This is a genomic window from Pseudomonas sp. TH08 (assembly GCF_016651275.1).
Classification (GTDB): domain Bacteria; phylum Pseudomonadota; class Gammaproteobacteria; order Pseudomonadales; family Pseudomonadaceae; genus Aquipseudomonas.
Genome location: NZ_JAEKEE010000002.1, coordinates 645,996 through 672,187, shown reverse-complemented (window position 1 = coordinate 672,187; position 26,192 = coordinate 645,996). Strand labels below are relative to the sequence as shown.

Annotated in this window: 21 protein-coding genes; 9 read left to right on the top strand and 12 right to left on the bottom strand. The window is 59.9% G+C overall.

Annotation, left to right across the window (positions count from 1 at the left end; genetic code table 11):
* Positions 1-40: 40 nt before the first annotated feature.
* On the bottom strand, positions 41-1,990 hold the full coding sequence (locus JFT91_RS12705) for an LTA synthase family protein (RefSeq protein WP_201232558.1): 1,950 nt from the start codon (positions 1,988-1,990) through the stop codon (positions 41-43).
* A gap of 202 nt (positions 1,991-2,192) precedes the next feature.
* Between JFT91_RS12705 and colR the strand changes: the two genes are divergently transcribed.
* The 5 genes from colR (at position 2,193) to JFT91_RS29565 (ending at position 5,917) form a co-directional block, all read left to right on the top strand.
* Entirely contained in the window at positions 2,193-2,864 is a 672-nt protein-coding gene (gene colR, locus JFT91_RS12700) for a two-component system response regulator ColR (RefSeq protein ID WP_158833779.1), read from the top strand.
* Positions 2,864-4,138: a sensor histidine kinase gene (locus JFT91_RS12695; protein WP_201232557.1), complete on the top strand. Its 1,275-nt coding sequence runs from the start codon at positions 2,864-2,866 to the stop codon at positions 4,136-4,138. Before colR ends, JFT91_RS12695 begins: the two co-directional genes overlap by 1 nt.
* A gap of 162 nt (positions 4,139-4,300) precedes the next feature.
* A complete protein-coding gene (locus JFT91_RS12690) occupies positions 4,301-4,969 on the top strand; it encodes a class I SAM-dependent methyltransferase (RefSeq protein WP_201228316.1) in 669 nt (222 codons plus the stop codon).
* 4 nt (positions 4,970-4,973) lie between these two features.
* Positions 4,974-5,687 carry a lipopolysaccharide kinase InaA family protein gene (locus JFT91_RS12685; protein WP_201147328.1) on the top strand — a complete coding sequence of 238 codons (714 nt, stop codon included), beginning with the start codon at positions 4,974-4,976 and terminating at the stop codon, positions 5,685-5,687.
* A gap of 2 nt (positions 5,688-5,689) precedes the next feature.
* A complete protein-coding gene (locus JFT91_RS29565) occupies positions 5,690-5,917 on the top strand; it encodes a hypothetical protein (protein ID WP_242485633.1) in 228 nt (75 codons plus the stop codon).
* 164 nt (positions 5,918-6,081) lie between these two features.
* Here the strand turns inward: JFT91_RS29565 and JFT91_RS12680 are convergent, their stop codons facing one another.
* The 10 genes from JFT91_RS12680 to JFT91_RS12635 form a co-directional block, all read right to left on the bottom strand.
* Complete coding sequence (locus JFT91_RS12680; RefSeq protein WP_201232556.1) at positions 6,082-9,117, bottom strand: multidrug efflux RND transporter permease subunit; 3,036 nt, start codon at positions 9,115-9,117, stop codon at positions 6,082-6,084.
* Positions 9,118-9,130: 13 nt separating this feature from the next.
* Positions 9,131-10,279, bottom strand: coding sequence for an efflux RND transporter periplasmic adaptor subunit (locus JFT91_RS12675; protein ID WP_201232555.1), 1,149 nt, complete (start codon positions 10,277-10,279; stop codon positions 9,131-9,133).
* A gap of 282 nt (positions 10,280-10,561) precedes the next feature.
* Positions 10,562-11,662, bottom strand: a complete 1,101-nt coding sequence (locus JFT91_RS12670; protein ID WP_201228313.1) for a DUF1513 domain-containing protein — start codon at positions 11,660-11,662, stop codon at positions 10,562-10,564.
* 14 nt (positions 11,663-11,676) lie between these two features.
* Positions 11,677-12,741 carry an imelysin family protein gene (locus JFT91_RS12665; protein ID WP_201228312.1) on the bottom strand — a complete coding sequence of 355 codons (1,065 nt, stop codon included), beginning with the start codon at positions 12,739-12,741 and terminating at the stop codon, positions 11,677-11,679.
* A 26-nt stretch (positions 12,742-12,767) separates the two neighbouring features.
* Positions 12,768-14,195: a di-heme oxidoreductase family protein gene (locus tag JFT91_RS12660; protein WP_201228311.1), complete on the bottom strand. Its 1,428-nt coding sequence runs from the start codon at positions 14,193-14,195 to the stop codon at positions 12,768-12,770.
* Between the two features lie 276 nt (positions 14,196-14,471).
* Positions 14,472-15,818, bottom strand: a complete 1,347-nt coding sequence (locus JFT91_RS12655) for an imelysin family protein (RefSeq protein ID WP_201228310.1) — start codon at positions 15,816-15,818, stop codon at positions 14,472-14,474.
* 196 nt (positions 15,819-16,014) lie between these two features.
* A complete protein-coding gene (locus JFT91_RS12650; RefSeq protein ID WP_201228309.1) occupies positions 16,015-18,066 on the bottom strand; it encodes a putative bifunctional diguanylate cyclase/phosphodiesterase in 2,052 nt (683 codons plus the stop codon).
* Positions 18,067-18,501: 435 nt separating this feature from the next.
* The gene (locus tag JFT91_RS12645) at positions 18,502-19,098 is read right to left on the bottom strand and encodes a superoxide dismutase (protein WP_042560704.1); all 597 of its coding nucleotides are present in this window, start codon (positions 19,096-19,098) and stop codon (positions 18,502-18,504) included.
* 176 nt (positions 19,099-19,274) lie between these two features.
* Positions 19,275-19,877, bottom strand: coding sequence for a LysE/ArgO family amino acid transporter (locus JFT91_RS12640; RefSeq protein ID WP_201228308.1), 603 nt, complete (start codon positions 19,875-19,877; stop codon positions 19,275-19,277).
* Between the two features lie 5 nt (positions 19,878-19,882).
* Positions 19,883-20,284 (bottom strand): ACT domain-containing protein, encoded by a 402-nt coding sequence (locus JFT91_RS12635; protein WP_201232554.1) that lies wholly within the window; start codon positions 20,282-20,284, stop codon positions 19,883-19,885.
* A 98-nt stretch (positions 20,285-20,382) separates the two neighbouring features.
* Between JFT91_RS12635 and JFT91_RS12630 the strand changes: the two genes are divergently transcribed.
* The 4 genes from JFT91_RS12630 (at position 20,383) to JFT91_RS12615 (ending at position 24,480) form a co-directional block, all read left to right on the top strand.
* Positions 20,383-21,282, top strand: a complete 900-nt coding sequence (locus JFT91_RS12630; protein WP_201232553.1) for a LysR family transcriptional regulator ArgP — start codon at positions 20,383-20,385, stop codon at positions 21,280-21,282.
* Positions 21,283-21,378: 96 nt separating this feature from the next.
* Positions 21,379-22,371 (top strand): NAD-dependent epimerase/dehydratase family protein, encoded by a 993-nt coding sequence (locus JFT91_RS12625; RefSeq protein ID WP_201232552.1) that lies wholly within the window; start codon positions 21,379-21,381, stop codon positions 22,369-22,371.
* A 126-nt stretch (positions 22,372-22,497) separates the two neighbouring features.
* Positions 22,498-23,352: an ATPase gene (locus tag JFT91_RS12620; RefSeq protein WP_201232551.1), complete on the top strand. Its 855-nt coding sequence runs from the start codon at positions 22,498-22,500 to the stop codon at positions 23,350-23,352.
* 279 nt (positions 23,353-23,631) lie between these two features.
* Positions 23,632-24,480: a cache domain-containing protein gene (locus JFT91_RS12615; RefSeq protein ID WP_201232550.1), complete on the top strand. Its 849-nt coding sequence runs from the start codon at positions 23,632-23,634 to the stop codon at positions 24,478-24,480.
* Positions 24,481-24,600: 120 nt separating this feature from the next.
* Here the strand turns inward: JFT91_RS12615 and JFT91_RS12610 are convergent, their stop codons facing one another.
* Positions 24,601-26,118 carry a DHA2 family efflux MFS transporter permease subunit gene (locus JFT91_RS12610; protein ID WP_201228301.1) on the bottom strand — a complete coding sequence of 506 codons (1,518 nt, stop codon included), beginning with the start codon at positions 26,116-26,118 and terminating at the stop codon, positions 24,601-24,603.
* Between the last annotated feature and the right edge of the window lie 74 nt (positions 26,119-26,192).

Below are 26,192 nucleotides of genomic sequence, written 5' to 3'. Positions count from 1 at the left end.
AAAAGAAAACGCCCCGAGACATCGGCCCGGGGCGCTTCGATTAACGTTCGCTGACTTGCGGAGCACCCTCCTTGGGTGCTTTCCAGCCAAGCAGCTGTTGCTTGAAGCCATAACTGGCGGTTTGGTAATAGGTGATGGCGCGGCTGATCAGCGGGTCATCGCTGGTCGCCCGGGACTCGCGACTTTCGGTCAGTGCATCCTCGTGGCGACGCAGGCCCTGGCGCGGGCTGAGAATCGCCAGATCCTTGCCGTCGAACAGGCCCAGATGCTGATAGTTACCCACCACGACACGTGGCGGCAGCGGGTTGTCCTGCAACAGGTTGCGGCCGAAGAACGTCGATTGGTAATCCATGTTCAGCAAACCCAACAAGGTCGGCGCGAGGTCGATCTGGCTGGCCAGTTGGCCGTTTTCGCGAGGTTCAATCAGCTTCGGTGCATAAATGAACAGCGGGATCTGATAGTTGGCAATCGGCAAGTCTTCCTTACCGGCGCTGCCTGCGGTGTGGTCAGCGACGAAAATGAAGATCGTGTTGTCGAACCACGGTTTCTGCCGCGCCTGCGCAAGGAACTCGCCGATGGCGTAGTCGGTGTATTTCACCGCGCCGTCGCGACCATTACCGGATTTGATGTCGATGCGATTGTCCGGGTAGGTGTAAGGACGGTGGTTGGAGGTGGTCATCAGTTGCAGCAGGAAAGGCTGCTGTTTGGCGTAGTCGGCATCGGCGAGTTTCAGGGTCTGTTTGTACAGATCCTCGTCGGCCATGCCCCAGGCATTCTTGAAGTGAATGTCCGCTTCATCGACGCTGCTCTGATCGACCACGCGATAGCCGTTGCCACTGAAGAATGCATTCATGTTGTCGAAATAGCCGCGCCCGCCATACACGAACACGCTGTCGTAACCCACCGCACTCAGTTGCTGGCCAAGACTGGCGAAACCGCTTTCACGGCCGATGCGCTTGACGATCGAACGGCCCGGCGTCGGTGGAATGGCCAGGGTAATGGCCTCCAGGCCACGGTCGGTGCGGGTGCCGGTGGCGTAGAAATTGTTGAAGTACAGGCTCTGTTTGCGCAAGGCATCGAGATTTGGCGTGAGGTTGCGTTCGTCACCATTGCTGCCCAGGTATTTGGCGCTGAGGCTTTCGATGGTCACCAGCACGATGTTCGGTGTGCGCGCAGTGCCGGGGTTGTCGATCATCCGACGGATGTCTTGCGGATCCTGACCGATGAAGCGGGCATTGGGTTCGCTCAATTCAGCGCGAATCTGTCGGGCGACTACCTCAGGTGTGTGGCTGCTGTAGAACTGGGTGTAATCCAGCTCGTTGTTACGGAATGCAGCGAAAAACTGATACGGGCCATTGCTCGCCAATTCGTTTTGATAGGCGTTGCCGCCCTGAGCACGCGGTGCGTCCTGACTCAGCAGTTGCAGGCTCAGGCCTGCGACAACCAGCAAACCCAGCGCATTGAGCAAGCGCCCACGCAGCGGCGGCAGCGGAGCGTCCAGTGCAGCATTGAACGGTTTGCGCAGAGCAAAACTGATGGCAATGGCCAGCAGCGCTAGAATGCTCAACAGCGTACCGATCGGGTACGACTCCAGCACGTTGTTCAGCACTTCGTCGGAATACACCAGGTAGTCGACGGCGATGAAGTTGAAGCGCACGCCGAACTCGTCCCAGAACAGCCATTCGGCCACTGACACGAACAGCATGGCGAACAGGCTGACGGTGAACAGGCCTTGCAGAAACCAGCGATGGCCGCGACGACGCCATAACGCCGGCGGGCACAGCAACAAGTACAAGCCCATCGGCAACGCTGCATACGCAAGGAAGCCGAGGTCGTACAGCAGACCGATGCCGAATACGGCAAAAGCGCCGCCACCGGCCTCATCCAGATGCGTCAGCAACAAAACGGCGCGGGTCATGGAAAAGATCACCAGCCATACACCGGTGACCAGTAGCAGAAGGCGCAGGGGCGCCATCTTCAAAGAGTCCATTGTCTACATTCCTTATATCTAATGGCGCGAGAGTGTTGCGTGGTGACTGTAGTCAGGTTGTGAACCGATAGTGAAAATCTTGTTAACCCTCAAATTTGGTTGAGAGCGTCGATTTCAACGGTTTTCAGCCTAGCCCTGAGGCTGAGTTGGCCGTAAGCTGCGCGGGCCAAGACGGCCATTACTGTGTACGGAAGAGGTGCCCATGCGAATCCTGGTGGTCGAAGACAACCGCGACATCCTCGCCAATCTGGCCGATTATCTGGGCCTCAAAGGCTATACCGTCGACTGCGCGCAGGACGGTCTGTCGGGCCTGCATCTGGCGGCGACCGAGCATTACGACCTGATCATTCTCGACATCATGTTGCCGGGGATTGATGGCTACACGCTGTGCAAGCGCCTGCGCGAAGATGCCCGCCGCGACACCCCGGTGATCATGCTCACCGCCCGCGATCAACTCGACGACCGCTTGCAGGGATTCAAGTCCGGCGCCGACGATTACCTGATCAAGCCGTTTGCCTTGTCCGAGCTGGCCGCGCGCGTCGAAGCGGTGATGCGCCGGGCGCAGGGTGGCGGACGTCGGGCGTTGCAGGTTGGCGATTTGAGTTACGACCTCGATACGCTGGAAGTGACCCGCGAGGGTAAGCTGCTGAAACTCAACCCGGTCGGCCTCAAGTTGCTGGCAGTGTTGATGCAGAAGAGCCCGCATGTACTGCGTCGCGAAGTGCTTGAAGAAGCGCTGTGGGGCGATGACTGCCCCGATAGCGACAGTCTGCGCAGCCACGTTCACCAGTTGCGTCAGGTGATCGACAAGCCTTTCGCCAAGCCACTGCTGCATACCGTGCACGGCGTGGGTTACCGCCTGGCCGATGCGTAATGGAGTTTAGACAGAGCCTTTCTCAACGGATCATCATTGCCTTCGCGCTGATGAGCGCGCTGGTGGCCGGCGCCTTCGCCATGGGCATCGTCGCAACGGTGCATCTGGTCGAGGAGAAACTGATTTCGGCCGGGCTCGGCGGCGATTTGCAGCGCCTGCTGCTGATGGACAATGTCTCCGACTGGAGCCATCGCCCGGAGCCGGATCAGTTGTTCTATTTCAGTGGCGGGCCGGGTGATTTCGAATTGCCCAAGGATTTGCGCCACCTCGATTCCGGTTTCCACGAAGTGTTCCGCGAGCAGCTGTCGTACCACGCGATGGTCGAAATCGTCGACGGTCGGCGCTATGTGCTGCTGCAGGATCAAAGCGATTTTGAAGAGCGTGAACGCGTGCTGTTTGCCGTCGTGCTGGTGGGCTTTGTGCTCAGCCTGGCGCTGGCGGTATTCCTCGGCTGGGTGCTGGCGCGCAAAGTGATGGCGCCGGTGGTACGACTGGCCCGGCAGGTACGCCATCGCGACCAGTTGCTCGGGCTGGCGCCACCGTTGGCGCCGGATTACGCAGCAGACGAAGTCGGTGAACTGGCAGTGGCCTTCGATGCGACGCTCGGGCGTCTGCGTCAGGCGTTGAGTCGCGAACGGCTGTTTACCAGTGACGTCAGCCACGAATTGCGCACCCCACTGATGGTGCTGGCCAGCTCCTGCGAATTGCTGCTGGAGAACCCGGCTATCGATCAGCGCGGTCGCTCTCAGGTCGAGCGTATTGCCCGTGCCAGCGAGGAAATGCGCGAACTGGTGCAGACCTTTCTGATGCTCGCCCGTGCCCAGCGCGAAGACGCCGGGATGGCGCCGCAACATAATCTCGCTCAGGTGGCTGACAGCTTGCTGAATGTCTGGCGCGAACCGATCGAAAGCAAAGGCCTGAAATTGCAGTTCGAACCCGGCAACCCACCGGACACCTGTTACAACGCCACGTTGCTGACAGCGGTGATGGGCAACCTCTTGCGCAATGCCTGCCACTACACCGAACAGGGCTTTATTCGCCTGACGCTGAACGCTAATGGCTTTGTCGTCGAAGATTCGGGCGTCGGCATTCCCGAGGAGAAGCGCGAGGCGATGTTTCAGCCGTTTGTACGCGGCACTGAAAACCGCGGCGAAGGGTTGGGGCTCGGATTGTCATTGGTTCAGCGGATCTGCGAGAACCAGGGCTGGACGGTGACGCTGAGCACCATGCAGCCCAACGGTTGCCGTTTTGAGGTGGAATTGGGCAAAGGCTGACACGCGGTGGTGGCACCCAGCCACTCCCGCCAACCTGTCTAAATCCTGTATAACCTTGAAATAGTTTGCGGGTTTACCCGACGTTTTTTTCACAAATGGATGACCTGACGCTGACACGGCCCTGCTTATGGTGGGGACATCAGCAATTCAGGAGTCCTGGTGATGGCCGGCCCGATCAAACTCGATTTTTCCGAAAAGTATGACGACACGCATGCGCAGAAATATCTGCAAAAGCATCAGGCCAATCTCGGTCGCCGTTTGTCCCATTGGCGTGACGAGCAACTGGCTCGCAAGGCGCTGACATTGGCTGGCGAACCGGGTCTGGTGCTGGATTTGCCGTGCGGGGCGGGGCGTTTCTGGCCATTGCTGGCGGAAAAACCCAACCGGGTGATCATTGGCGCGGACAATTCCGAGTCGATGATCCGGACGGCCATGCAGGCGCAACCGGCGGAGGTGGTGAAACGGGTACAACCCTTGCACACATCTGCGTTCGACATTGCCCTGCCTGATAACGCCGTCGACAGCATTTTCTGCATGCGATTGCTCCATCACATCGGTGAAGCCGAGCATCGACGGGCCATTCTGCGTGAATTTGAACGCGTCACCCGTGACAGCGTGATTATTTCGCTGTGGGTGGATGGCAACTTCAAGGCCTGGAAACGCAAGAAGGCCGAGGCCGAGCGTGGACAGGAAGGTTACCAGAATCGCTTTGTGTTACCGGCTGTTACGGTCGAAAAGGAATTTGAAGACGCTGGGTTCCGCATTCAAGAACAACTGGATTTTATTCCGCTCTATGCCATGTGGCGGGTTTACGTATTACGCAAGAGGTAACGGAATGGCAGTGCAATTTGCAGCAGAATCGGACATTGCTCCGCAGGATCGTTTTGACTATTACTGGAACCAGCGCGGTGAGTGGGTAGAAGAACCCAACGTGCGTCGTGGTGGCGAAAGTGGTGTGCAACGAGTCATCGGACGTGACGGGCAACTGCTGTATGCAAAGCGCCAGACCGGACACATCTATCGCAGTTGGTTGCACCCGTTCGGTCGCCCGACGGTATTGCGTGAGCTCGATGCCCTGACCGGCGTCAGCAAGCTCGGAGTGCGGGTGCCGGAAATCGTTTTCTGCGGCGCGCAACCTGACCCGCAATACAAGTGGCGAGCCTTGCTGGTGACGAAGTCGCTGGACGGTTTCGACGAACTGGAAAAGTGGGAAGCCGGCGGTGGTCGCGCGCAATTCGGCGAAGCGGTTTATGAGCGTGTCCTCAAAGAGCTGGCCGAGAATCTTGCGCGTATGCACAAGGGCCGTTGGCAGCACAGTTGCATCTACATCAAACACGTATTTGTGCGGGTAACCGGTGAGCCTGAGTCGGCCAAGGTCGAAGTCGCTTTGATCGACTTCGAGAAGTGCCGGCAACGTTTGACCGCCTATCGCGCCGCCTCCCATGACATGAAGCAAATGCGTCGCCACTCGTCGTTCAGCGATACGGACTGGAAAAAACTCGTCTACTTTTATGAGACGGCGTTTGGCAGCGCTATCAAAGGTTTATAGCGATGAAACTCGAAATTGCACGAGGTTTGTTCCTGGTAGGGGCCTTGGCAGTTGCTTCACTGGCGGTGGCTGCCTGGGAGCAGCCTCGCATGCAGGTAATAGGTGCATCCACAACGGATGCTCACTGCGCTATACCCCGCGTGGCAAAAGTCTCTGCGGCGAGTAAACCCGACCATGATTTGTTGCTGTTCATGTTCGGGCTTTCCCAAGGGATGAAGCCACAGAGTTGACCCGGTTCAAGCCCACATAAAAGGCCTCGCAAATGCGAGGTCTTTTTTATCCTTGGGCAACGCAGATCTCTATGTAGGAGTGAGCCTGCTCGCGATAGCGGTGTGTCAGTCAATACCAGGGTGACTGGCACACCGCTTCGCGAGCAGGCTCACTCCTACAGGAATTACGCGTGTTCTTTGGGATCCGGTTTCGCCAGCAGGGTGTAGATGCACGGCAACACAAACAGCGTAAACAACGTGCCGATCGACATCCCCGTCGCAATCACCATGCCGATATCAAACCGGCTCACAGCGCCTGCACCGGTCGCCAGAATCAACGGCACCATGCCAAACACCATCGCCGCGGTGGTCATCAGCACCGGTCGCAAGCGAATCGCCGCCGCTTCCTCCACCGCTTCGCGCGCCGTGAGGCCTTTGTCCTTGCGCAACTGGTTGGCGAATTCGACGATCAGGATCCCGTGTTTGCTGATCAGCCCGATCAGCGTTACCAGTCCGACCTGGGTGTAGATGTTCATGCTCGACCAACCGAGGAACAGCGGAATCAGCGCGCCGCAAATCGACAGCGGCACTGTCACCAGAATCACCAGTGGATCGCGGAAGCTCTCGAACTGCGCCGCCAGCACGAGGAAGATGATCGCCAGCGCCAACGCGAAGGTTACCCACAAGGCACTGCCTTCCTGGACGAACTGGCGTGACGCGCCGCCATAGTCGAAAGCAAAACCGGCCGGTGCTTCCTCGCGGGCGATCTGCAACACGGTATCGATCGCTTCGCCCATGCTCACCAGCGGGAAACCGGAGATTTTCGCGGCGTTGAGCTGCTGGAACTGGTTGAGCTGTCGTGGTCGCGCGCGATCGCTGATCTTGATCAGTGTCGACAGGGGCAGCAGCTCACCCTGGGTGTTTTTCACGTAGTAATTGTTCAGCCAGTCCGGGTTATCTCGGTACGGTCGTTCGACCTGAGCGATGACCTTGTAGCTGCGCCCTTCGATGGTGAAACGGTTGATTTCCGCCTCACCGAGCAGCGTCGCCAGGGTGCCTCCGAGATCCTGCATCGACACGCCCATCTGCGCGGCTTTGGCGCGGTCGATGTCGACCACTACCTCAGGTTTGTCGAATGCCAGATCGAGATCGACGAAGGCGAACTTGCCCGACTCCATCGCGCGTTTCTTGATCCGGTCAGCCACTTGCAGCAGCAGTTCGTAGTCGTTGGCGGTGTTGACTACAAACTCGAACGGCAAGCCTTCACCGGTGCCGGGCAGCGAGGGCAGATTGAAACCGAAGATCTGTAAGCCGGGGATACTTCCCAGTTTGCCTTGCACCTCGGGAAGGATCTGCATCTGTGTGCGACTGCGCTCGTTCCACGGTTTGAGCAGGAAGCCGCCGATCCCGGCCTGTACGCCGTTGTAGCCGTTGATCTGGAACGAAGAGTAGTACTCCGGGAATTCCTTGAAGATCTTGATGAACTCGTCGGTGTAGGTGCTCAGGTAGTCAAGGTTGGTCGGTTGCGGGGCGCTGGCCATCATGAAAATGATGCCCTGGTCTTCGTCCGGCGCCAGTTCCGATTTGGTGAACTTGAGGAACACCGGGATCAGGCACAGCACAATCAACGCGAACACCAGCACCACCGGCCGCGTATTCAGCGTGCCGTGCAGCAGGCTCTGGTAGCGGCGCTTGAGGTTGTCGAAGACGCGGTCGAGGCGATGCGCGAGGCCGCTGGGATTCTGTTCGGGGCGCAGCAGAAACGCGCACATCATCGGCGACAACGTCAGCGCGACAACCCCGGAAATCACCACTGCACCGGCCAAAGTCAGGGCGAACTCCTTGAACAGCGCCCCGGTCAGCCCGGTGAGGAAACCGATTGGCGCGTACACCGCCGCCAGGGTGATGGTCATCGATACCACCGGCATGGCAATTTCCCGCGCACCCTCAAGGGCGGCATCAAAAGGCGTCTTGCCTTCCTCGATGTGCCGGTGGATGTTTTCCACCACGACAATCGCATCGTCGACCACCAGCCCGATGGCCAGCACCATCGCCAGCAAGGTCAGCAGGTTGATCGAGTAACCCATCATCTGCATGAAGAACATCACGCCGATCATCGACAGGGGAATGGTCACCACCGGGATCACCACCGAGCGCAGTGCGCCGAGGAACAGGAACACCACGACGATGACGATCAGCACCGCTTCGAACAGGGTTTTCACCACTTCGTCGATGGATGCTTGAATGAACAGCGTGGCATCGTAGGCGATCTCGCTCTTGAGGTTGGGCGGCAACTGCGCCTCCAGCTCCGGCATGATCTTGCGCACTTCCCTGATCACGTCCAGCGGGTTGGCGCCCGGCGAGGATTTGATGCCGATGTACACCGACGGCGTGCCGCCGAACGAGCTGATCGAGTCGTAGTTTTCGGCCCCCATTTCAACCCGCGCGACATCGCTGAGCAGCACGCGGCTGTCGCCGCTGACCTTGAGCGGAATCGCCGCAAACGCCTCGGCGGATTTCAGTTCGGTGTTGGCGTTGATGCTGGTGACCACGTATTCGCCTTTCACTTCGCCGGCGGCGGAGAGGAAGTTGTACTGGCGCACGGCGTTGGTCACGTCGCTGGCGCTGAGGCCGAAACCGGCGAGTTTCACCGGGTCGAGCCACAGGCGCATGGCGAATACCTGATTGCCGAGAATCTCCGCTTCGGCCATGCCCGGCAGGGTCGCCAGTTTTGGCTGGATCACCCTGGACAGGTAGTCGGTGATCTGCGGGTTGCTCAAGTCCTTGCTGAAGAAGCTGATGTACATCAGCGCCGAAGCGTCGGCGGACTCCTTGCTCAGCACCGGGTCTTCGGCGTCCTGCGGCAGTTTGTTCTTCACCTCGTTGGCTTTGGCCAGCAGTTCGGTGAACAAGCGATCAGTGTTGGAGCCGATGCGGGCGTAGATCGAAATCGTCGAGAAGTTCTGCCGACTGACCGAGGTCATGTAGTCGATACCCTCGGCGCTGGCCAGGCTCTGTTGCATCGGCTGGGTGATGTAGCCCTGAATGGTCTCGGCGTTGGCCCCGGGGTACGCCGTGGTCACGGTGATCAGGGCGTTTTCCATTTGCGGGTATTGGCGCAGCGGCAGCTTGCTCCAGGCCTGGAAGCCGAGCAGCACAATCAACAGGCTGACCACGGTGGCGAGCACCGGGCGGCGGATGAACGGATCGGTAAAAGCCATGGGGTTTCCTTGATCAGTCGGCGCGGGGCGGACTGTTCTGCTCGCCGAGGGTCTTGTCGTCGCTGATGGCAATGTGGGCGCCGTTGTCCAGTTTGATCTGGCCGGCGGTCACCACTGTTTCGCCACTCTGCACGCCCTTGTTGATCATCACCACGCCGTCGCGGCGCTCACCGGTTTCGATGAAGCGGCGTTCGGCGATCAGTACCGGTTGGCCCTTGTCGTCCCTTTCAACGCTGCCGTCCTCGGCTTTCTTCTGCCCGACCACGTAGATCGAGTTGCCGTAGAGGGTGTAGGTAATCGCGCTTTCCGGCACCACGACATGTTTCTGCGGATCCGGCAGCAGCACTTCGAGGCTGGTGAACATGCCCGGCAGCAATTTGCCGTCGGGGTTGGCCAGGGTCGCGCGTATCAGGATGTTGCGCGTGGTGCTTTCGACAATCGGGTTGATCGCGCTGATCTTGCCGGCGAAGTTTTGCCCTGGATAGGCGGCGACTGAAATCTGCACCGGTTGACCGATGGCCAGTTTCGGCACCGATTGCTCGGGCAGGTAGAAGTCGGCGTAGAGGCTGCTCAGGTCCTGCAACGTAGCGATTTTGGTACCGCTGGCGAGGTAGTCGCCGACGTCGACCTGACGGATGCCGATGGTGCCGCTGAACGGCGCGAGGATGCGTTTTTTCGCCAGCGAGGCGTTGAGCTGATTGACCGTGGCCTTGTTCTTTTGCAGTACGGCGGAGAGGCGGTCGTATTCGCCTTTGGAGATGGCGCGGCTGTCGACCAGTTGGCTGCCACGGCCGAAGTCCAGTTGCGCGAGGCCCAGATCAGCCTTGGCGGTTTCCAGCAGAGCGGTTTCGACGGCGCTGTCGAGTTGCAGCAACGGTTGTCCGGCTTTGACCTTCTGGCCTGACTCGAACTTGAGCTCGGTGACGGTGCCGGCCACTTCCAGACTCAAGTCGACGCCTTGCAGCGCCTTGAGCGTGCCGACGGTGGGCAAGCGCATCTGCCACGGCCGTTCGGACGCGGTGGCCACGGCGACGCTGATCGGCGGTTTCGGTTTGGAAAAGCCCTGGACCATCGTGTAGATCGAAAAGGCTTTGTACCCGCCCAACACAAGGACGATCAGCAAAACAACACCCAACATGATCAGCATGCGGCGACGCAGCATATTTCCAGTTCCTTGGATAAATCAGGTGAGACAGGCGGGCACATTACTCCGAGACAGGCAGGGATTCCAACTGCCAGTTATTACAGGGGAGGATGGAGTGAAGAAGTCTGAACACAAAACCTGTGGTGAGGGGATTTATCCCCGATGGGTGGCGAAGCCACCCCAAAACCTGCAACCGCGGTCTGTCAATTGAACCGTGTGCGATGGTTTTGCGACTGCTACGCAGCCGATCGGGGATAAATCCCCTCGCCACAGGTTATGAGTCGTACTCAGAACAGGTGGTTATGCCATCAAGTGCAAATGGTTGTCCCAGAGCCCCGCCGGCAGTTCCAGTGGCTTGGCCAACAGTTCATCCTGGCGGCAATCGTAGTAACGGCAACGGCCCTGACCCGAGGTCACGACAAAACCGTCCTTCACCGCACCCACGCCCGCGCAATCAGGCAACGGCGCGTCGAGGCGCACTTCGCCGCTGTCCAGATCCCAGATAAAGAAGCGATTGCCACGGGGCGCCGTCAATGCGACCAGACGCAACTCGCTGTGCACCGCCACACTCGCGGTGTAATGGCCCATCGACTGCAACTGATGCTCCGGCACCGGGAACGCCACGAATGGCTGCCCCGGACGCTTGATCGCCAACAGCTCCGAACGCTCATGCGAGGCGCCCATGAATTGCTGGCCGGCGACGATGGTGCCGTCGCTGGCAATGCCCAGGTGGCGCACGCTGTTCATCTGCTGGGCGAGGGTTTCCTTGCTCAGCAGGGTGCCGTCGCGCTGCATCAGCACCAGGCTCGGCTCCATGGCGTTGAGGTTCATGTCGACGCGGCTTTCCGCTTCAGTACGAATCCCGCCGTTGGCCACCACCAGCGTCTCGCCATCGGGCATCCATGACACCTGATGCGGGCCGAGGCCATGAGTGGAAATCTCACCGCTGTGCACCAGCCGTTCGCCTTCGAACTTGTACACCCCGAGCAAACCACGACCGGCATCGCTGGTGTCATTCTCGGTGGCGTACAGGTATTCGCCGTCCTTGTGAATCACCGCGTGACCGTAGAAGTGCCGGTTCGGTTGCGACGTCACGGTCTGCAACAAAGCACCGTCGCGCAGATCGATCAGGTAGCTCTCGGTGCCCGGCCGGCGGGCGACGAACAGTGCAATCGGCTGCGTCGGGTGGTTGATGATGTCGTGGCAACGCTGGCCGACTTCGGTGGCGAACACGCGCGTGCCATCCAGCCGATAACCGACGGCATAGTGCTTGCCGTCGGTGTCGTCGCGCGCCGACAGCAGCAGCGGGCTCTGATCCTTGCGTTTGAACAGCGTCCAGCCGCCCAGCGTCACTGCTCCCAGCAGCACACTACCTAAAGTCAGAGCCTGGCGTCGCAGCATGGCACTTGCCCTCATCAGTCACCGTCGTTGGCGTTGAAGCCCAGTTGAATGCCCAGCGCCTTGGCCAATTCGCCTTCGTGCAGGCGATGGACGACGTTGAGGCTGTCGTAGATGTCGTTGAGTTGCTGACGACCCGCATCGTCTTCAAGCATTTCGCCGAGCGACCGCTGGGTGCTGTCGAACAGTTTCAGCGAGGCAGCGTAAGCGGCGTCGATCTTGTCTGCCAATGGCTTCTGATCGCTTGGCAGCAGGTTGCGCAGGCCTTTGTTGTCGACGCCTTCCCAAACGGTTTTGGCGGCGGCAAGGCTGGCTTCCAACGCGGTCAACGACGACTGGCTGCGCCATGCATCGGCCTGGAACGGCTGTGGCACGCCTTTGCTCTGGCGGCCCATCGGCGTGCCGAGTTTTTTCTTCAGAGTGTCGAGTGCGGTGACCTGTACACGCAGCAGATCGGCGATCGCTTCGTGGGAGTCGGCGTAGCGCTGGTTGGGGAACTTGGTCATCTGCGCGAGCATGCCGTCGGTGTTGTTCCAGCTCTGCAGAATCTCTTCGGCCAGTTGCTTCTGACGTTCGCCGATGGCGATCAACAGCGGGCAGTACTTGGCTTTCTGGTCGGCGTTGGCGACATCAGGCTTGGCGTCGAACAGGATGTACTCGTAAGCCGACAGGCCCTGTACCACCACGCTCGACTTGGCCAGTGCAGCGGCATCGATTTGCGGCTGGGCGACGACCAGTTGCTCGACCTGACGGCCGACGAGGTTTTTCTTGTCCGGCCAGAACTGCACCTGCCACGAACGGTTGCCCTCGGCCAGCGGGCCGATCAGCAGCGGTTGCAGCTCGGCCCAGGCTTTCTGCGCGTGCAGGAAGTCGGCGCGGGCGGTCTCCAGGGTTTCCTTGCCCTGGCAGTAGGCGAGGGCGCTGACAGCCAGTTGCTTGTCGGCCTCGACCCAGCGGGTGTAAGTCGGCAGGATCACCGATTTGGCGATGGCCGCCGAGGTGACGGCTTGCGGATCCTGTGGCGAGCACGCGCCGAGGGCCAGTGCGGCAAGGCTGGTGAACAGTAGCTTGGGACGGAACATGTCGGGCTCCCGATTCTTTTAAGTGTTTAAAGTGAATTCAGAAACGCCAGCAGCGCGGCACGCTGCTCGGCATTGAACGATAAAACCTGTTGCTGCGCCGCTTTTGCTTCGCCGCCGTGCCAGAGCACCGCTTCGAGCAGATTGCGCGCGCGGCCATCATGCAAAAACTGGGTGTGGCCACTGACCGCTTGCGTCAGGCCGATCCCCCACAACGGCGGCGTGCGCCAGTCGCGGCCGGAGGCCTGGAATTCCGTGCGGTTGTCAGCCAGACCGTCGCCCATGTCGTGCAGCAGCAGATCGCTGTAAGGGCGAATCACTTGATTGGCCAATTCAGGTTCGGCGGCGTTGGCGGCGGTGGTGTATTTCGGGGTGTGACACGAATCGCAGCCGGCCTGGAAAAACAGGTTTTTGCCGGCCAGCACTTGTTCATCGTTGACGTTACGGCGCGCGGGCACGGCGAGGTTACGGCTGTAGAACAGCACCAGACGCAGGATGTTGTCGCTGACTTCCGGCTCGCCGTCCGGGCCATTGCCGTTCGGCGCCTGCTTGCAGGCGGTTTGCGCCTCGGTGCAGTCATCGAAAGGTCTCAGGCTGGTCGTAAGGCCCATGTCACCAGAAAACGCGTGAACATTTTGTTGATTGAGATTCGGTTGCCCTGCTTTCCAGCCAAATCGGCCGATCACGGTTTGCTGCAACGCGTCGTCCCAGACTCGGTTTGGCCGGCCATTGATGCCGCCGTTCTCTTTGGCTTGCGCGGTAGCGTTGGCGAGGATCGCTTCTTCAGGGATCGCTTCGAGCAGGCCGAGGCCAATCATCGGCGGGGCGACGCGGGCGGAGAAACGCGTGTCCGGGTGCATTGGGCCGTAGCCGAGTTGGGTGATCTGTAACGTCGGTTTGCGCAGTTCGACTTCGGTGCCGTCCTTGAACCGTACCGGCACCGGCGTGTAGTCGACCCGCACTTTGCCTTCGGGAGCGACGCCGGGCACAGCCATGTCCTGGAACTGGCCACCGTAGACCGGCTCCGGCACCACGCCGACCTGCTCGATGAGCCGGGCATATTCCGGAGCGTCGGGAATCGACAGCCTGACCAGCATCGACACCGCATTGGCCGCACCCGGCGTTGGCGGATGACCGCGACCGTCCTTGATGTGACAGTTCTGGCAGGCGTTGGTATTGAACAGCGGGCCGAGTCCGTCACGCGCGGTGGTGGTCGACGGCGCGATCACCCACGGGCTGCGGAAGAAGCTGTTGCCGACGCTGAAGTCCACTCGACGCGACGGCGGCAGGTTGGCCGAGGGCAGGGAGAACGCGTTCTGATCGGTCTTGCGCACGGTCGCTGCACCGCCCGAACGTGCTTCACCAGGCTCGGCCTTGGTGAAACGCGGGGCGTCATCGCAGGCACTCAGGCCCAGGGCCAGACACAGTGCGGACAAGCGAAGAGGCAGCGAGGGCATCAGACATCCTGCGGACGGGCAAAAATAAAGGCGCAAAGTCTAACAGGGAGAGGGGGTTTGAATAAGAGGAATTATCGTTTGCTTGATTTGTGGCAAGCCTTGAAGCTCATGCAAACCCTGTGGGAGCGAGCCTGCTCGCGATAGCGGAGTGTCAGTCGGCTAATTCTTGGCTGACACTCCGCTATCGCGAGCAGGCTCACTCCTACAGGGGACTGTGAACATCAGGCATGAAAAAGGCGACCCGAAGGTCGCCTTTTTTGACGCGGACGCTGTTGATCAGAACTCGTGATCAGCGTTGTCCGGGTTCAGGTCGCTGATGCCCAGTTTGCCGGCAGCGGCTTCGATCGAACCGGTCTGCTTGACCAGCGAGGCGATGGCGTCGCGGACTATCTGGTTGCCAGCGGTGTTGCCGGCAGCGATCAGTTGGTCGTAGTGCTCACCCTTGTTGGCGTGATCAACCATGACCTGGATCTTCGCTTCAGTGGCAGCCAGATCGGCTTTCAGCGCGGTGTCGGCAGCCGGGTCAGCCTTGGCCACCAGCGACGACAGGCTGGCGCCGGTCATTTTGGTGCCATCGGTACGGGTGTACTCGCCCAGGTAGACGTTACGAATACCTTTGGCATCGTAGAAGTGCGAGTTGTGGGTGTTGTCGCTGAAGCAGTCCTGCTCGTCTTCAGGCGAGTTCGCCTCCAGAGACACCTTCATGCGCTCGCCCGCCAGTTCGCCCAGGGACAGGCTGCCCATGCCGAAGAGCATTTTGCGCAGGCCGGTTTCGCCTGGCTCGGCTTCCAGCGTGGCGCGGTAGTTGTCAGCCACGTTTGGCTTCCAGTTGCCGACCATTTCTTCCAGGTCGCTGACCAGCAGTTGGGTCACCGACTTCAGGTAGGCACGACGACGATCGTTGTGGCCGCCAGTGGCGCCGGCGCCTTCCAGGTAGTCGGAAGCAGGACGGTTGCCAGCACCAGGGCCGGTGCCGTTCAGATCCTGGCCCCAGAGCAGGAATTCGATCGCGTGGTAGCCGGTGGCGACGTTGGCTTCGGAACCGCCCAGCTCATTCAGGCTGGCGAGTTTTTCCGGGGTGATGTCTTTGACGTCGACCTTGTCTTCGCCGACCTGAACTTCGGTGTTGGCGATGATGTTGGCAGTGGCGCCCGGGTTACCCAGTGCGTGCTCGTAGGATTTGTCGACGTAGTCGATCAGACCCTCGTCCAGTGGCCAGGCGTTCACCTGACCTTCCCAGTCATCGATGATGGTGTTGCCGAAGCGGAACACTTCACTCTGCAGGTAAGGAACGCGGGCAGCGACCCAGGCAGCCTTGGCGGCTTTCAGGGTGTCGGCGTTCGGCTTGGCGAGGAAGGCGTCAACGGCAGTTTGCAGGGTTTTCGCGGTGGATTCGGCATCGCTGTAAACGGCGAAGACCATGTCGGCGTAATGCGCGACCACAGCCTTGGCGGCGGCTTCGTCGACTTTACCGGCAGCGGCAGGAGCAGCCGCAGGTGCGGTGGTGCTGGCGGCTGGAGTCGGCGTGGCCGGAGCGGCGGCCTTGTCTTTGCCTTCGCCGCAACCGGCGAGGGAAATAGCGATGGCCAGCAGACTGGCGGTAGCCAGAGGCATACGAATCATGGCGAACATCCTGCTTCGGTAGATGAATGGACAGGCGCGGGGGTGCGCAAAGCTGCGACATAATGCAAATCTTTCGCATTATGTGTAAAGGGTTGTGGCTGGAAATATTTCTTATTTACGCAGATCGAAAGATCGCAGCCTCCGGTAGCTTCTACAGGGAACGCAGAAGCTTCCAGAGGCTGCGATCTTTTGATTTTTAAAGAATGGCCGCGTTACTGCGCTGTGCCTGCTTGAGGTAGGCGGTCAATTCACGCGCCGGCAGCGGTTTGCTGTAGTGGTAACCCTGACCTTCATGACAGCCTTCGGAGATGATGTAAGTCTCCTGCTCGGCGGTTTCCACGCCTTCGGCAATCACCTGCATGCCAAGGCTCTTGCCCAGTTGAATGATTGCCCGAACGATAGTCGCGTCGTCGTCGTCATCGAGCAGATCCTGGACGAAGCTCTTGTCGATCTTGATCTTGTCCAGCGGCAGGCTTTTCAGATAACTCAGCGATGAATAGCCGGTGCCGAAGTCGTCGATGGCAATCAGCGCGCCGGAGCGGCGCAGGCTCAGCAAGTGCTGGGCGGCGGTACTGATGTCTTCCATCAGGCCGGTTTCGGTGACTTCCAGCTCCAGGCTGCGCGGTGGCAGGCGATACATCTGCAACAGATTGTTGACCACTCGCGGCAGCTCGGCGTGGTGCAGTTGCACGGTCGACAGGTTGACCGCCATGCGCAGGTCGACGAAGCCTTGATCGTGCCAGTCGCGCAGCTGTTTGCAGGCCTGATCAAGCACCCATTCGCCGATAGCGATGATCGTGCCGTTCTGCTCGGCCAGCGGAATGAACAGGTCCGGCGGCACCAGTCCGTGCTCCGGGTGTTGCCAGCGAATCAGCGCTTCGACGCCGACCACGCGGTGATCGCGATAGCTGATCTGCGGCTGGTAGACAAGGTAGAACTGATCGCGCAGCAAGGCATCGCGCAGGTCTTTTTCCAGTTCGCGACGGCGGCGCATCTCGCTGTCGACGCTGGCGATATAGAACTGATAGCGGTTGCGCGAGCGGGTCTTGGCCAGCGTCATGGTCTGCTCGGCTTTCTGCAGCAGCTTTTCAGTGCTGTCGCCGTCCTCGGGAAACAGGGTGATGCCGATGGTCGCGCGCAGGCGGATTTCCTGATGATCGAGGGCAAACGCCGCTTCCAGGTCATCGAGAATGCTTTGCGCCAGTTCGGCGGCTTCGTACGGCTGCTCGATGTCCGCCTGCACCAGCGCAAACTGGTCGCCACCCAGACGGGCGAGGGCGCCGAGGCGGCCGCTGTGGGCACGCAGGCGATCGGCCAAGGCCAGCAATAACTGGTCGCCGGTCTGATAACTGAACTGCTCGTTGATGCCTTTGAAATCGTCCAGCCCGACGCACAAGACCGCGACCCGGCGCTGTAACTTGCCGGCATCGACCAGAATCTTGTCCAGTTGCTGCTGCAATTGCTGGCGGTTCGGCAGGCCGGTGAGGAAATCGTACTGGGCCATGCGCAGCAGGCTGTTTTCCGCTTCGTGGCGCAGATGGGTATTGCGCTCGATGGATTCGAGCAACTGGTTGGCCGTGTTGATCCATAGACCGAGCTCGTTCTTTTCGTGGCCCTTGAGCTGGGGGATTTTGTGTTCGCTGGGGCGGTCCGGGTTGATTTCGGTCAGGTGCTCGATGATCCGCGACAGCGGTTTGGTCAGCAGCCAGTGATAAACCAGGTACAACACCAGACCCATGGCCAGGGCCCGCAGAACGCCGGAAATGAAGATGATTACCGAGCTGACGATAAAACCTTCGCCATAAGTCGCGGTGTCGAGGGTGATGCTCAGGTCGCCGTAATACTCGCTGTACGGGCCACGGCCCACCAGTTGCGTGGTGAACGTGCGCTCCTGGCCGAGGATCAGGTCGGTCAGCCAGCGGCTGTTGGAATGCTGCAAGTCGCGGGATTTTTGCGCGAGCATCGCTTCGTTGGGGTGGCCAATGGAGGCCTGGCGCACGGCGTCGTCCTGGAACAGACCTTCGATCACCTGCATGCCCATCTCGCGATCCAGGCTGTAGACCGCCTGGGTGGAGGGATCGCGGAACATGTCGAGGATCCGTTCGGCGTCGTTGGCAACGGCCTGACGGGTTTTGTAGGCATCGAAAACAATCTGCGCGCAGCTCAAGACCACGCCGACGATCAATGCCGACAGGAGCACGACCCGGAGCAACTTCACCGACAAGCTGTTCTTGAGTTCCAGCTTCAAAGGGTTATTCCTTGTTCCGTGCGGGTAGCATCAAGTTGCCATGAGTATTGGCAATCCCGAGTTGGCAGTCAAAGGGACAATCAGGCCCAGGATCATTTGCCTTTAGCCTTGGCCAAAATGCTGCTGTCTGGAGTATTAGCCCTAATTGTACTGTGTCGGTAGTTTTGGCCCTCAACTTGAGCGGCGCGGAACAATTTTCCCAATGTTTTGATGTTAGCCCTCCGTAGCAAGGCAGCAAGCGGCTTGAAGCTGCATTTTCTGTGGGAGTAACGCCATCCCGATGTAGGAGTTGCCGAAGGCTGCGGTCTTTTGATCTTGTTTTCCCGATCAACGTCAAAAGATCATTCGATCACGGCCCGAACCTGCGGCAGCTCCTGCATGAATCAAAGGCATAAAAAAACCCGGCAATGCCGGGTTTTTTGACTGGCGCGCAGCTTAAGCGGTGAAGGTTTTGCCTTCGAACTGCTCAGCAACAAACTTCCAGTTGACCAGGTTCCAGAACGCTTCGACATACTTCGGACGAACGTTGCGGTAGTCGATGTAGTAAGCGTGTTCCCAGACGTCGCAGGTCAGCAGCGGGGTGTCGCCGCTGGTCAGCGGGTTGCCGGCGCCGATGGTGCTGGCCAGAGCCAGGGAGCCGTCAGCCTTTTTCACCAGCCAGCCCCAGCCGGAACCGAAGGTGCCGATCGAGGTTTTGCTGAACTCTTCCTTGAACTTGTCGAACGAACCGAAGGCTGCGTTGATGGCTTCAGCCAGCGCGCCGGTAGGTTGACCGCCGGCGTTTGGCGCCAGGCAGTTCCAGTAGAAAGTGTGGTTCCAGACCTGAGCGGCGTTGTTGAAGATGCCACCCGAAGAAGTCTTGACGATTTCTTCCAGGGTCTTGCCTTCGAACTCGGTGCCTGGCACCAGGTTGTTCAGGTTCACGACGTAGGTGTTGTGGTGCTTGTCGTGGTGAAATTCCAGGGTTTCCTTGGAAATGTGCGGCTGCAGGGCATCGTGTGCGTAAGGCAGCGGCGGCAATTCGAAAGCCATGATGATTCTCCTAATCAGGTCTGTTGCGGTGAGCGCAAGGCCGATCACGGGCGGCCAGAAATGCACCGGCGAGTTTTTACTCTTTGCGGCGCAGGGTTCGGATCATAGCACCGGGGTTGCGGCTTAACCACGCAACAACTGTGTGGGATAGAGGTTCCAGAGCCGTTTGGAATAAATCAACTGGCGATAATAAGTTGTCCCGCTACGGTAAACATCATCAGCGCGACCACCAGATCGAGAATCCGCCAGGTACTCGGGCGAGCCAGCCAGGGCGCCAGCCATGCCGCGCCCAGCGCCAGAGTGAAAAACCACAACAGCGAAGCGCTCGCAGCGCCCACCACATACGCGCCCGGCACCGATTGTTGCGCGCCCAGCGAGCCGATCAGCAGCACGGTATCCAGATAAACGTGCGGGTTGAGCAAAGTCACCGCCAAGGCACTGAGCATCACGGCACGCAAAGAGCGCACGGTCTGGTTTTCACCCTGATCCAGACTCTGTTTCGAGAATGCTCGGCGCAACGCCTGGCTGCCGTACCAGATCAGAAACACTGCACCACCCCAGCGAGCCACCGCCAGCAGTGTCGGGTTATGCGCCAGCACCGTTGCAAGGCCGAACACTCCGGCGGCTACCAGCAGTGCATCACAGACCACGCACAGCGCGGCAACCGGCAGGTGATGCTCGCGACGCAGGCTCTGCGCCAACACAAAAGCGTTTTGCGTACCGATCGCCATGATCAGCCCGAACGCCACCAGCAGGCCGTTCACATAGCTTTGCCACATAAGGTTTACTCCGCGTTGGCTGCGAGATCGCGCAGCACGTGCATGGCGTGTTCGGCGTCGGCCTGACCGACAAACAGATGATCGTGGTAGTAACCGGCAATCACGTTGCAGCTGATCCCGGCCTTGCCCAGTGCGCTGGCGAATGCTGCAGTAAGGCCGACCGCTTCCAGTGCTGAATGCACGTTGAGGGTGATCCAGGCAGCGACGTAATCGAAACTGAAACCGGCCTGTTCGGCGTGGGAACGTTCGAGAATCACCGTCAGACCTTCCTGCTCGCGGAAGCTGCCGACAATCTCCAGCCCGCTCGGCATCTGACCGTCGCGCAAGGTGCAGAACACGTATTCGCCGACATTGAGTTGCGGGCTCATGCTGCGCAGCAGGGTCGTGAGTGAAGTTTCGCCAGCCATGAAGGTATTCCTGAACAAAGAGGGTGCTTGCTGGCTATTCTCCGGTTGAACGCTGTATAAGAAAAACCAATAGTGCTGATCGCTCATTAGGAAAACTGATGTTCGACTACAAATTGCTTTCCGCTCTGGCCGCCGTGGTCGAGCAGGCCGGATTCGAACGCGCCGCGCAGGTGCTGGGCTTGTCGCAGTCGGCGATTTCGCAGCGGATCAAACTGCTCGAAGCGCGGGTCGGCCAACCGGTGCTGGTGCGCGGCACACCGCCTTCGCCGACCGAAATTGGCCGGCGTCTGCTCAACCATGTGCAGCAGGTACGTCTGCTTGAGCGTGACTTGCAGACCCTGGTGCCGGCATTGGACGAAGAGGGTGTGCCGGAGCGCCTGCGCATCGCGTTGAACGCCGACAGCCTGGCCACGTGGTGGGCGCAAGCGGTGGGGGATTTCTGCGCCGAACAGCATTTGTTGCTGGATCTGATCGTCGAAGACCAGACCGTGGGCCTTAAACGCATGCGCGCCGGTGAAGTGGCCGCATGCCTATGCGCCAGTGAACGGCCGGTGGCCGGCGCGCGCAGTGTGTTGCTCGGCGCGATGCGTTATCGCGCGCTGGCCAGCCCGGCGTTCATCGCGCGGCATTTCCCCGATGGCGTGCGCGCCGAGCAACTGCCGCGCACGCCGGCGCTGGTGTTCGGCCCGGACGACTTTCTGCAGCATCGTTACCTGGCGTCGCTCGGCGTCGATGGCGGTTTCGAGCACCATTTATGCCCGTCTTCCGAAGGTTTTATCCGCCTGACCGAAGCCGGCCTGGGCTGGGGCCTGGTACCGGAACTGCAAGTGCGCGAGCAATTACAGCGCGGTGAGTTATGCGAGCTGTTGCCAGATAAACCGATCGATGTGCCGCTGTACTGGCATCATTGGCGCAATGGCGGTCAGTTGCTGGGCTTGTTGACCGAGCAACTGGTGCGCTCTTCAGCGCAATGGCTGGTGCCCTGGAAGCAGCCATAAGCGTCAAGCTGCAAGCGGCAAGTTCAGCGCTGTGCGCCGTTTTAAACTTGCAGCTAGAAGCTTGACGCTAGTAGCTGCTTTTTGTTGGAGCTATACATGAAAATTCTGGTCACCGGCGCAAGCGGCTTCATTGGCGGACGCTTTGCGCGTTTCGCTCTGGAGCAGGGCCTGGACGTGCGGGTCAATGGTCGCCGGGCCGAGAGCGTTGAGCATCTGGTGCGCCGTGGCGCTGAGTTCGTCCCCGGCGATCTGACGGACCCGGACCTGGTGCGCGAACTCTGCAGCGACGTTGAATCCGTGGTGCATTGCGCTGGCGCCGTCGGGCTGTGGGGTCGTTATCAGGACTTTCATCAGGGCAACGTGCAAGTTACCGAAAATGTCGTCGAAGCCTGTTTGAAGCAACGCGTGCGGCGGCTGGTGCATCTGTCGTCGCCGTCGATCTATTTCGATGGCCGCGACCACCTCAACCTGACCGAAGAACAAGTGCCAAAACGCTTCAAGCATCACTACGCGGCGACCAAGTATCTGGCCGAGCAGAAGGTCTTCGGTGCGCAGGAATTCGGTCTCGAAACCATTGCGCTGCGCCCGCGTTTCGTCACCGGTGCCGGCGACATGAGCATCTTCCCGCGGCTGCTCAACATGCAGCGCAAGGGGAGGCTGGCGATCATCGGCAATGGCCTGAACAAGGTCGATTTCACCAGCGTGCAGAACCTCAACGAAGCCATGCTCAGCAGTCTGCTGGCCGCCGGTTCCGCGCTGGGCAAGGCCTACAACATCAGCAACGGCGCGCCGGTGCCGCTGTGGGATGTGGTCAATTACGTGATGCGCAAGATGGAAGTCCCACAGGTCACCAAGTACCGTTCCTACGGACTGGCCTACAGCGTCGCGGCGCTCAACGAAGGCGCGTGCAAACTCTGGCCCGGGCGCCCGGAGCCGACGCTGTCGCGCTTGGGCATGCAAGTGATGAAGAAAAATTTCACCCTCGATATCAGTCGCGCCCGGCATTATCTGGACTACGATCCGAAAGTCAGCCTCTGGTCGGCACTGGATGAGTTCTGCAGCTGGTGGAAAGCTCAGGACATTCGTTGACATTCGTTGAAACGAATCGGCCGGCCGGCAATGAACCGCACCGCAGGTTGAGGGTCAATCCCTGCGGCTGTGGGGTTTATACTTCGCGCCAATCTGCCATCACCGCGTTCCACAAAGGTTGCCTCAATGTCCATGCGTAATGATGCCCACGACGATTTCGACGATGTCCCGAGCCTGCGTGCCGACACCTTCGACGACGATGACATTCCGACCACCGCCCGCACCTCCGTGCACTCGCGCACACCGCCTGTGGTCAAGGTCAAGGCAGCGAGCACCGGGCCATTGTGGGCGCTGGTCGGTGCCTTGTTTTTTGCCTTCATCGGCCTTGCCTGGTGGAGCTTTCAGCAGATTTCGCTGATGGAGCAGCAACTGGTTGCGACCCAGGAAAGTTTCGCGCGCATCAGCGAAGAAGCAGCGGGGCGCTTGCAGGACATTTCCGGCAAGGTCGTCGCCAGTCAGACCAACGTCAGCAGTGACAGCGAAGCCTTGAAGCTGCAGATCAAACAACTGGAAGGCAAGCTGCTGGATCAGAGCAAACAGCAGCAGGGCGTCGCCGGTCAGGCCAGTGATCTCGACAAGCGTCTGGCGCAGATGACGGCGCAGACCACCGAACAGCAGAACGCCAATAGCCAGTTGCAGGCGCAGGTCAAAGCCTTGAGCGCGGAGTTGGCGGCGGTGAAAAGCACGTCGGGCGACACCAGCAAGGTCGACGCTCAGCTCAAGGGCTTCGATGCGCAGTTCAAGAGCCTCGGCGCCGATATCGCCGCGTTGAAGAAACAGGGCAACCCGAGCGCGGCGATTGATCGTCTGGAACAGGACATCGTCGTCCTGAAAAGTCAGCAGGACAATCGTCCGGCAGCCCCGCAGGGCGGTGGCAATACGGCTGAGTTCGATGCGTTCCGCGGGCAGATGACCCGCAACATCAACACGCTTCAGGCGCAGATCCAGAACTTGCAGCAGCAGATCAATGCCCGACCTTAACTGAACAGCATTTTTGTGGAGTGGGTAAATCCTGTGGTGAGGGGATTTATCCCCGATGGGTTGCGAAGCAGCCCTACAACCATTCAGATCGGTGTGTCAGGAAATATGTGTTGCTTGAATTGGGGCTGCTTCGCAGCCCATCGGGGATAAATCCCCTCACCACAGATAATCCCCTTTCACCACAGGGGACTGTGTCATTTCCAGAAACCTTCTGAATATCCATACATCACCCCAACCCGTCTACGCTCTTGAAACACCAACAAGAACGAGGGATGCGTCATGGGGTTTTTGCACAAAATAGCCTGGCTTGGTGTGATGTTATTGGCCGGTTTCGGTCAGGCCAGCGCCGCCACAACAACCAAAGATGACAGCCAGGCCGCCATTGCCTTGCTGGAAAAAGCGCTGGCCTACTACCACGACAATGGCGACAAGGCGTTCGCCGCGTTCAGTCGCCAGGGCGAGTTCGTCGATAAGGATCGCTACGTGTTCGTGGTCGATACCAAAGGCGTGATGCTCGCCAGCGGCGGGCCTTCATCAGCGTTGATCGGCCGCGACGTCACTGAAGTGCTCGGGCCGGACTTGCAGAAGGCGTTCAAGGAAGCGCTGCTGGTGCCCGAAGGCAATGGCATTCAGCAAGCCGAGTACCGCTGGCAGAACCAGGCGGACGGCAAGGTCGAGCGCAAGCATGTGTTCTACCAACGCATCGGTCAGCGAATTCTGGCGGTCGGTTATTACCTGCCGCGCGCCTCCGCTGAACAAGCCAAAGCTCTGCTGGATAAAGCCGCAACGGATCTGACAAAGGATGAAAAGACCACGCTGACGGCAATCAACTCGCTCAAGGGCGGGTATTTGCAGGATGATCTGTACGTGTTCGTGGTCGATCTGGACACCCAGCGCTACGTCGCCCATGGCACCAATTTGCGTTTGATCAACACCGACTTCGGCAAGGTCAAGGACCCGGAGGGCAAACCGGTGGGCGAGCCGATTCTGGCGCTGATCGCCAAGCAGGACGCGGGTGAATACGAGTACCGCTGGAAGAATCCGGTGACCGGCAAGATCGAGGACAAACATGCCTACCTGAAGAAGGTCGGGCATTTCCTGGTGGCGGTGGGTTACTACAGCCCTTGAAGATCAGCCCTTGTAGGAGTGAGCCTGCTCGCGATGAGGGTGTGTCAGTCGACGTCATTGTTGTATGACACGCCCTCATCGCGAGCAGGCTCACTCCTACAGCGTTTCGTAGTGCTTGTTTTATTTGGCGCCGTGTTCACGCCCGCGCAGCAGGCTGTTGGGCATCGCAATCGCGGCCGCCAACCCGAGCAACGACACCGCCGCACTGACCCATAGCAGATGCCGGAACGTTACCGCGAGTTCCGCACGCAAGGCGTTCTGCGCATCCCCCGGCGCGGCGTTCAATCCGTCGAGCAAAACGTTGCCCGAGTGCCCCTCGCTCATCAGCGAACTGCTCGCCAAGTGAGCAAAACTCGAATCCTGCAACAACGCCAGCAACAGCGCCGACATCAACGCGACACCGACCGCACCGCCCAGCGAGCGGAACAGGTTGGTGGTGCTGGTGGCCACGCCGATGTCGCGCTGCTCCACCGAATTCTGCGTACCAACCAATGAGGTCGGAAACTGCATGCCGCTGGAGATGCCGCTGAGCAACATGAACAACCCGCTGACCAGCGTCGCCTCCGGTGGGCTGAACGCCATGCCGAGAATCGAAATCGGCATCAGCATCGCACCGGTCAGAATCTGCGGCTTGTAGCGCCCGGTGATCGAGGTGCGGCGGCCCGCGAAAAAGGCGCCGATCGGCAACCCGATCGCCAACGGCAGCAAGTGCAGTGCCGCACTGTCGGCGCCGCCACCGGTGACACTCTGAAAGCGCAGCGGCATCAGCACGATCAACGAAATCGCCTGGAAACTGGTGAAGAAAATCGTGCACCAGCACAGCAAGGCGTTGCGGTTGGCGAACAGGTGCATCGGCAGCAACGGCTCGCGCGCGCGGCGTTCATGCCAGACAAACACCGCCAGCACTGCGACAGCGCCGGCCAGCAGACCGAGCACTTCACCGCTGCGCCAGGAATGGCCCTGACCGACCTGCGTGATGCCGAGCAACAACGCCGTCAGGCCGATGATCATCAGTACGGTGCCGAGGTAATCGATGATCGGTTTACGATTGGGAATCGGCAGCCCGCGCAAATTGCGCTGGGCGACCCACCAGGCGCCAAGACCCAGCGGCAGGTTGATCAGAAACACCCAGCGCCACGACAGATATTCCGTCATGTAGCCGCCGAGCACCGGGCCGGCGACGCTGGCCATCGCATACATGCTGCTGAAATAACCCTGGTAGCGACCCCGTTCGCGCGGCGGCACGATATCGCCGATGATCGCTTGGCTGACGGAAATCATCCCGCCTGCGCCGATGCCCTGAACGATTCGCGCCAGCACCAGTTGTTCCATGTTCTGCGCCATGCCACAGAACAGTGAGGCCAGGGTGAACAGGCCCATGCCGAACAGCATCAATTTGCGTCGCCCGTACAGATCACCGAGTTTGCCGTAGATCGGCACCGCCACGGTCATCGCCACCATGTACCCGGAAATCACCCAGGCCAGCAGGCTGACATCTTTGAACTGTGCGGAGATGGCCGGCATCGACACGGCGACGATGGTCTGATCCAGCGCGCCAAGAAAGATCGCCATCATCAGCGCGACCAGCACGCTGCGAATGGCCGGTTTGGGCGTTTCGGGGTGATTGAGATTGGTCACGGGCAAGCCTGCGGGCAGTGATTGACCCGCACAGCCAGGGCGCGCGGGTAGGTGCTCGCCAGTGTAAGTCGGTA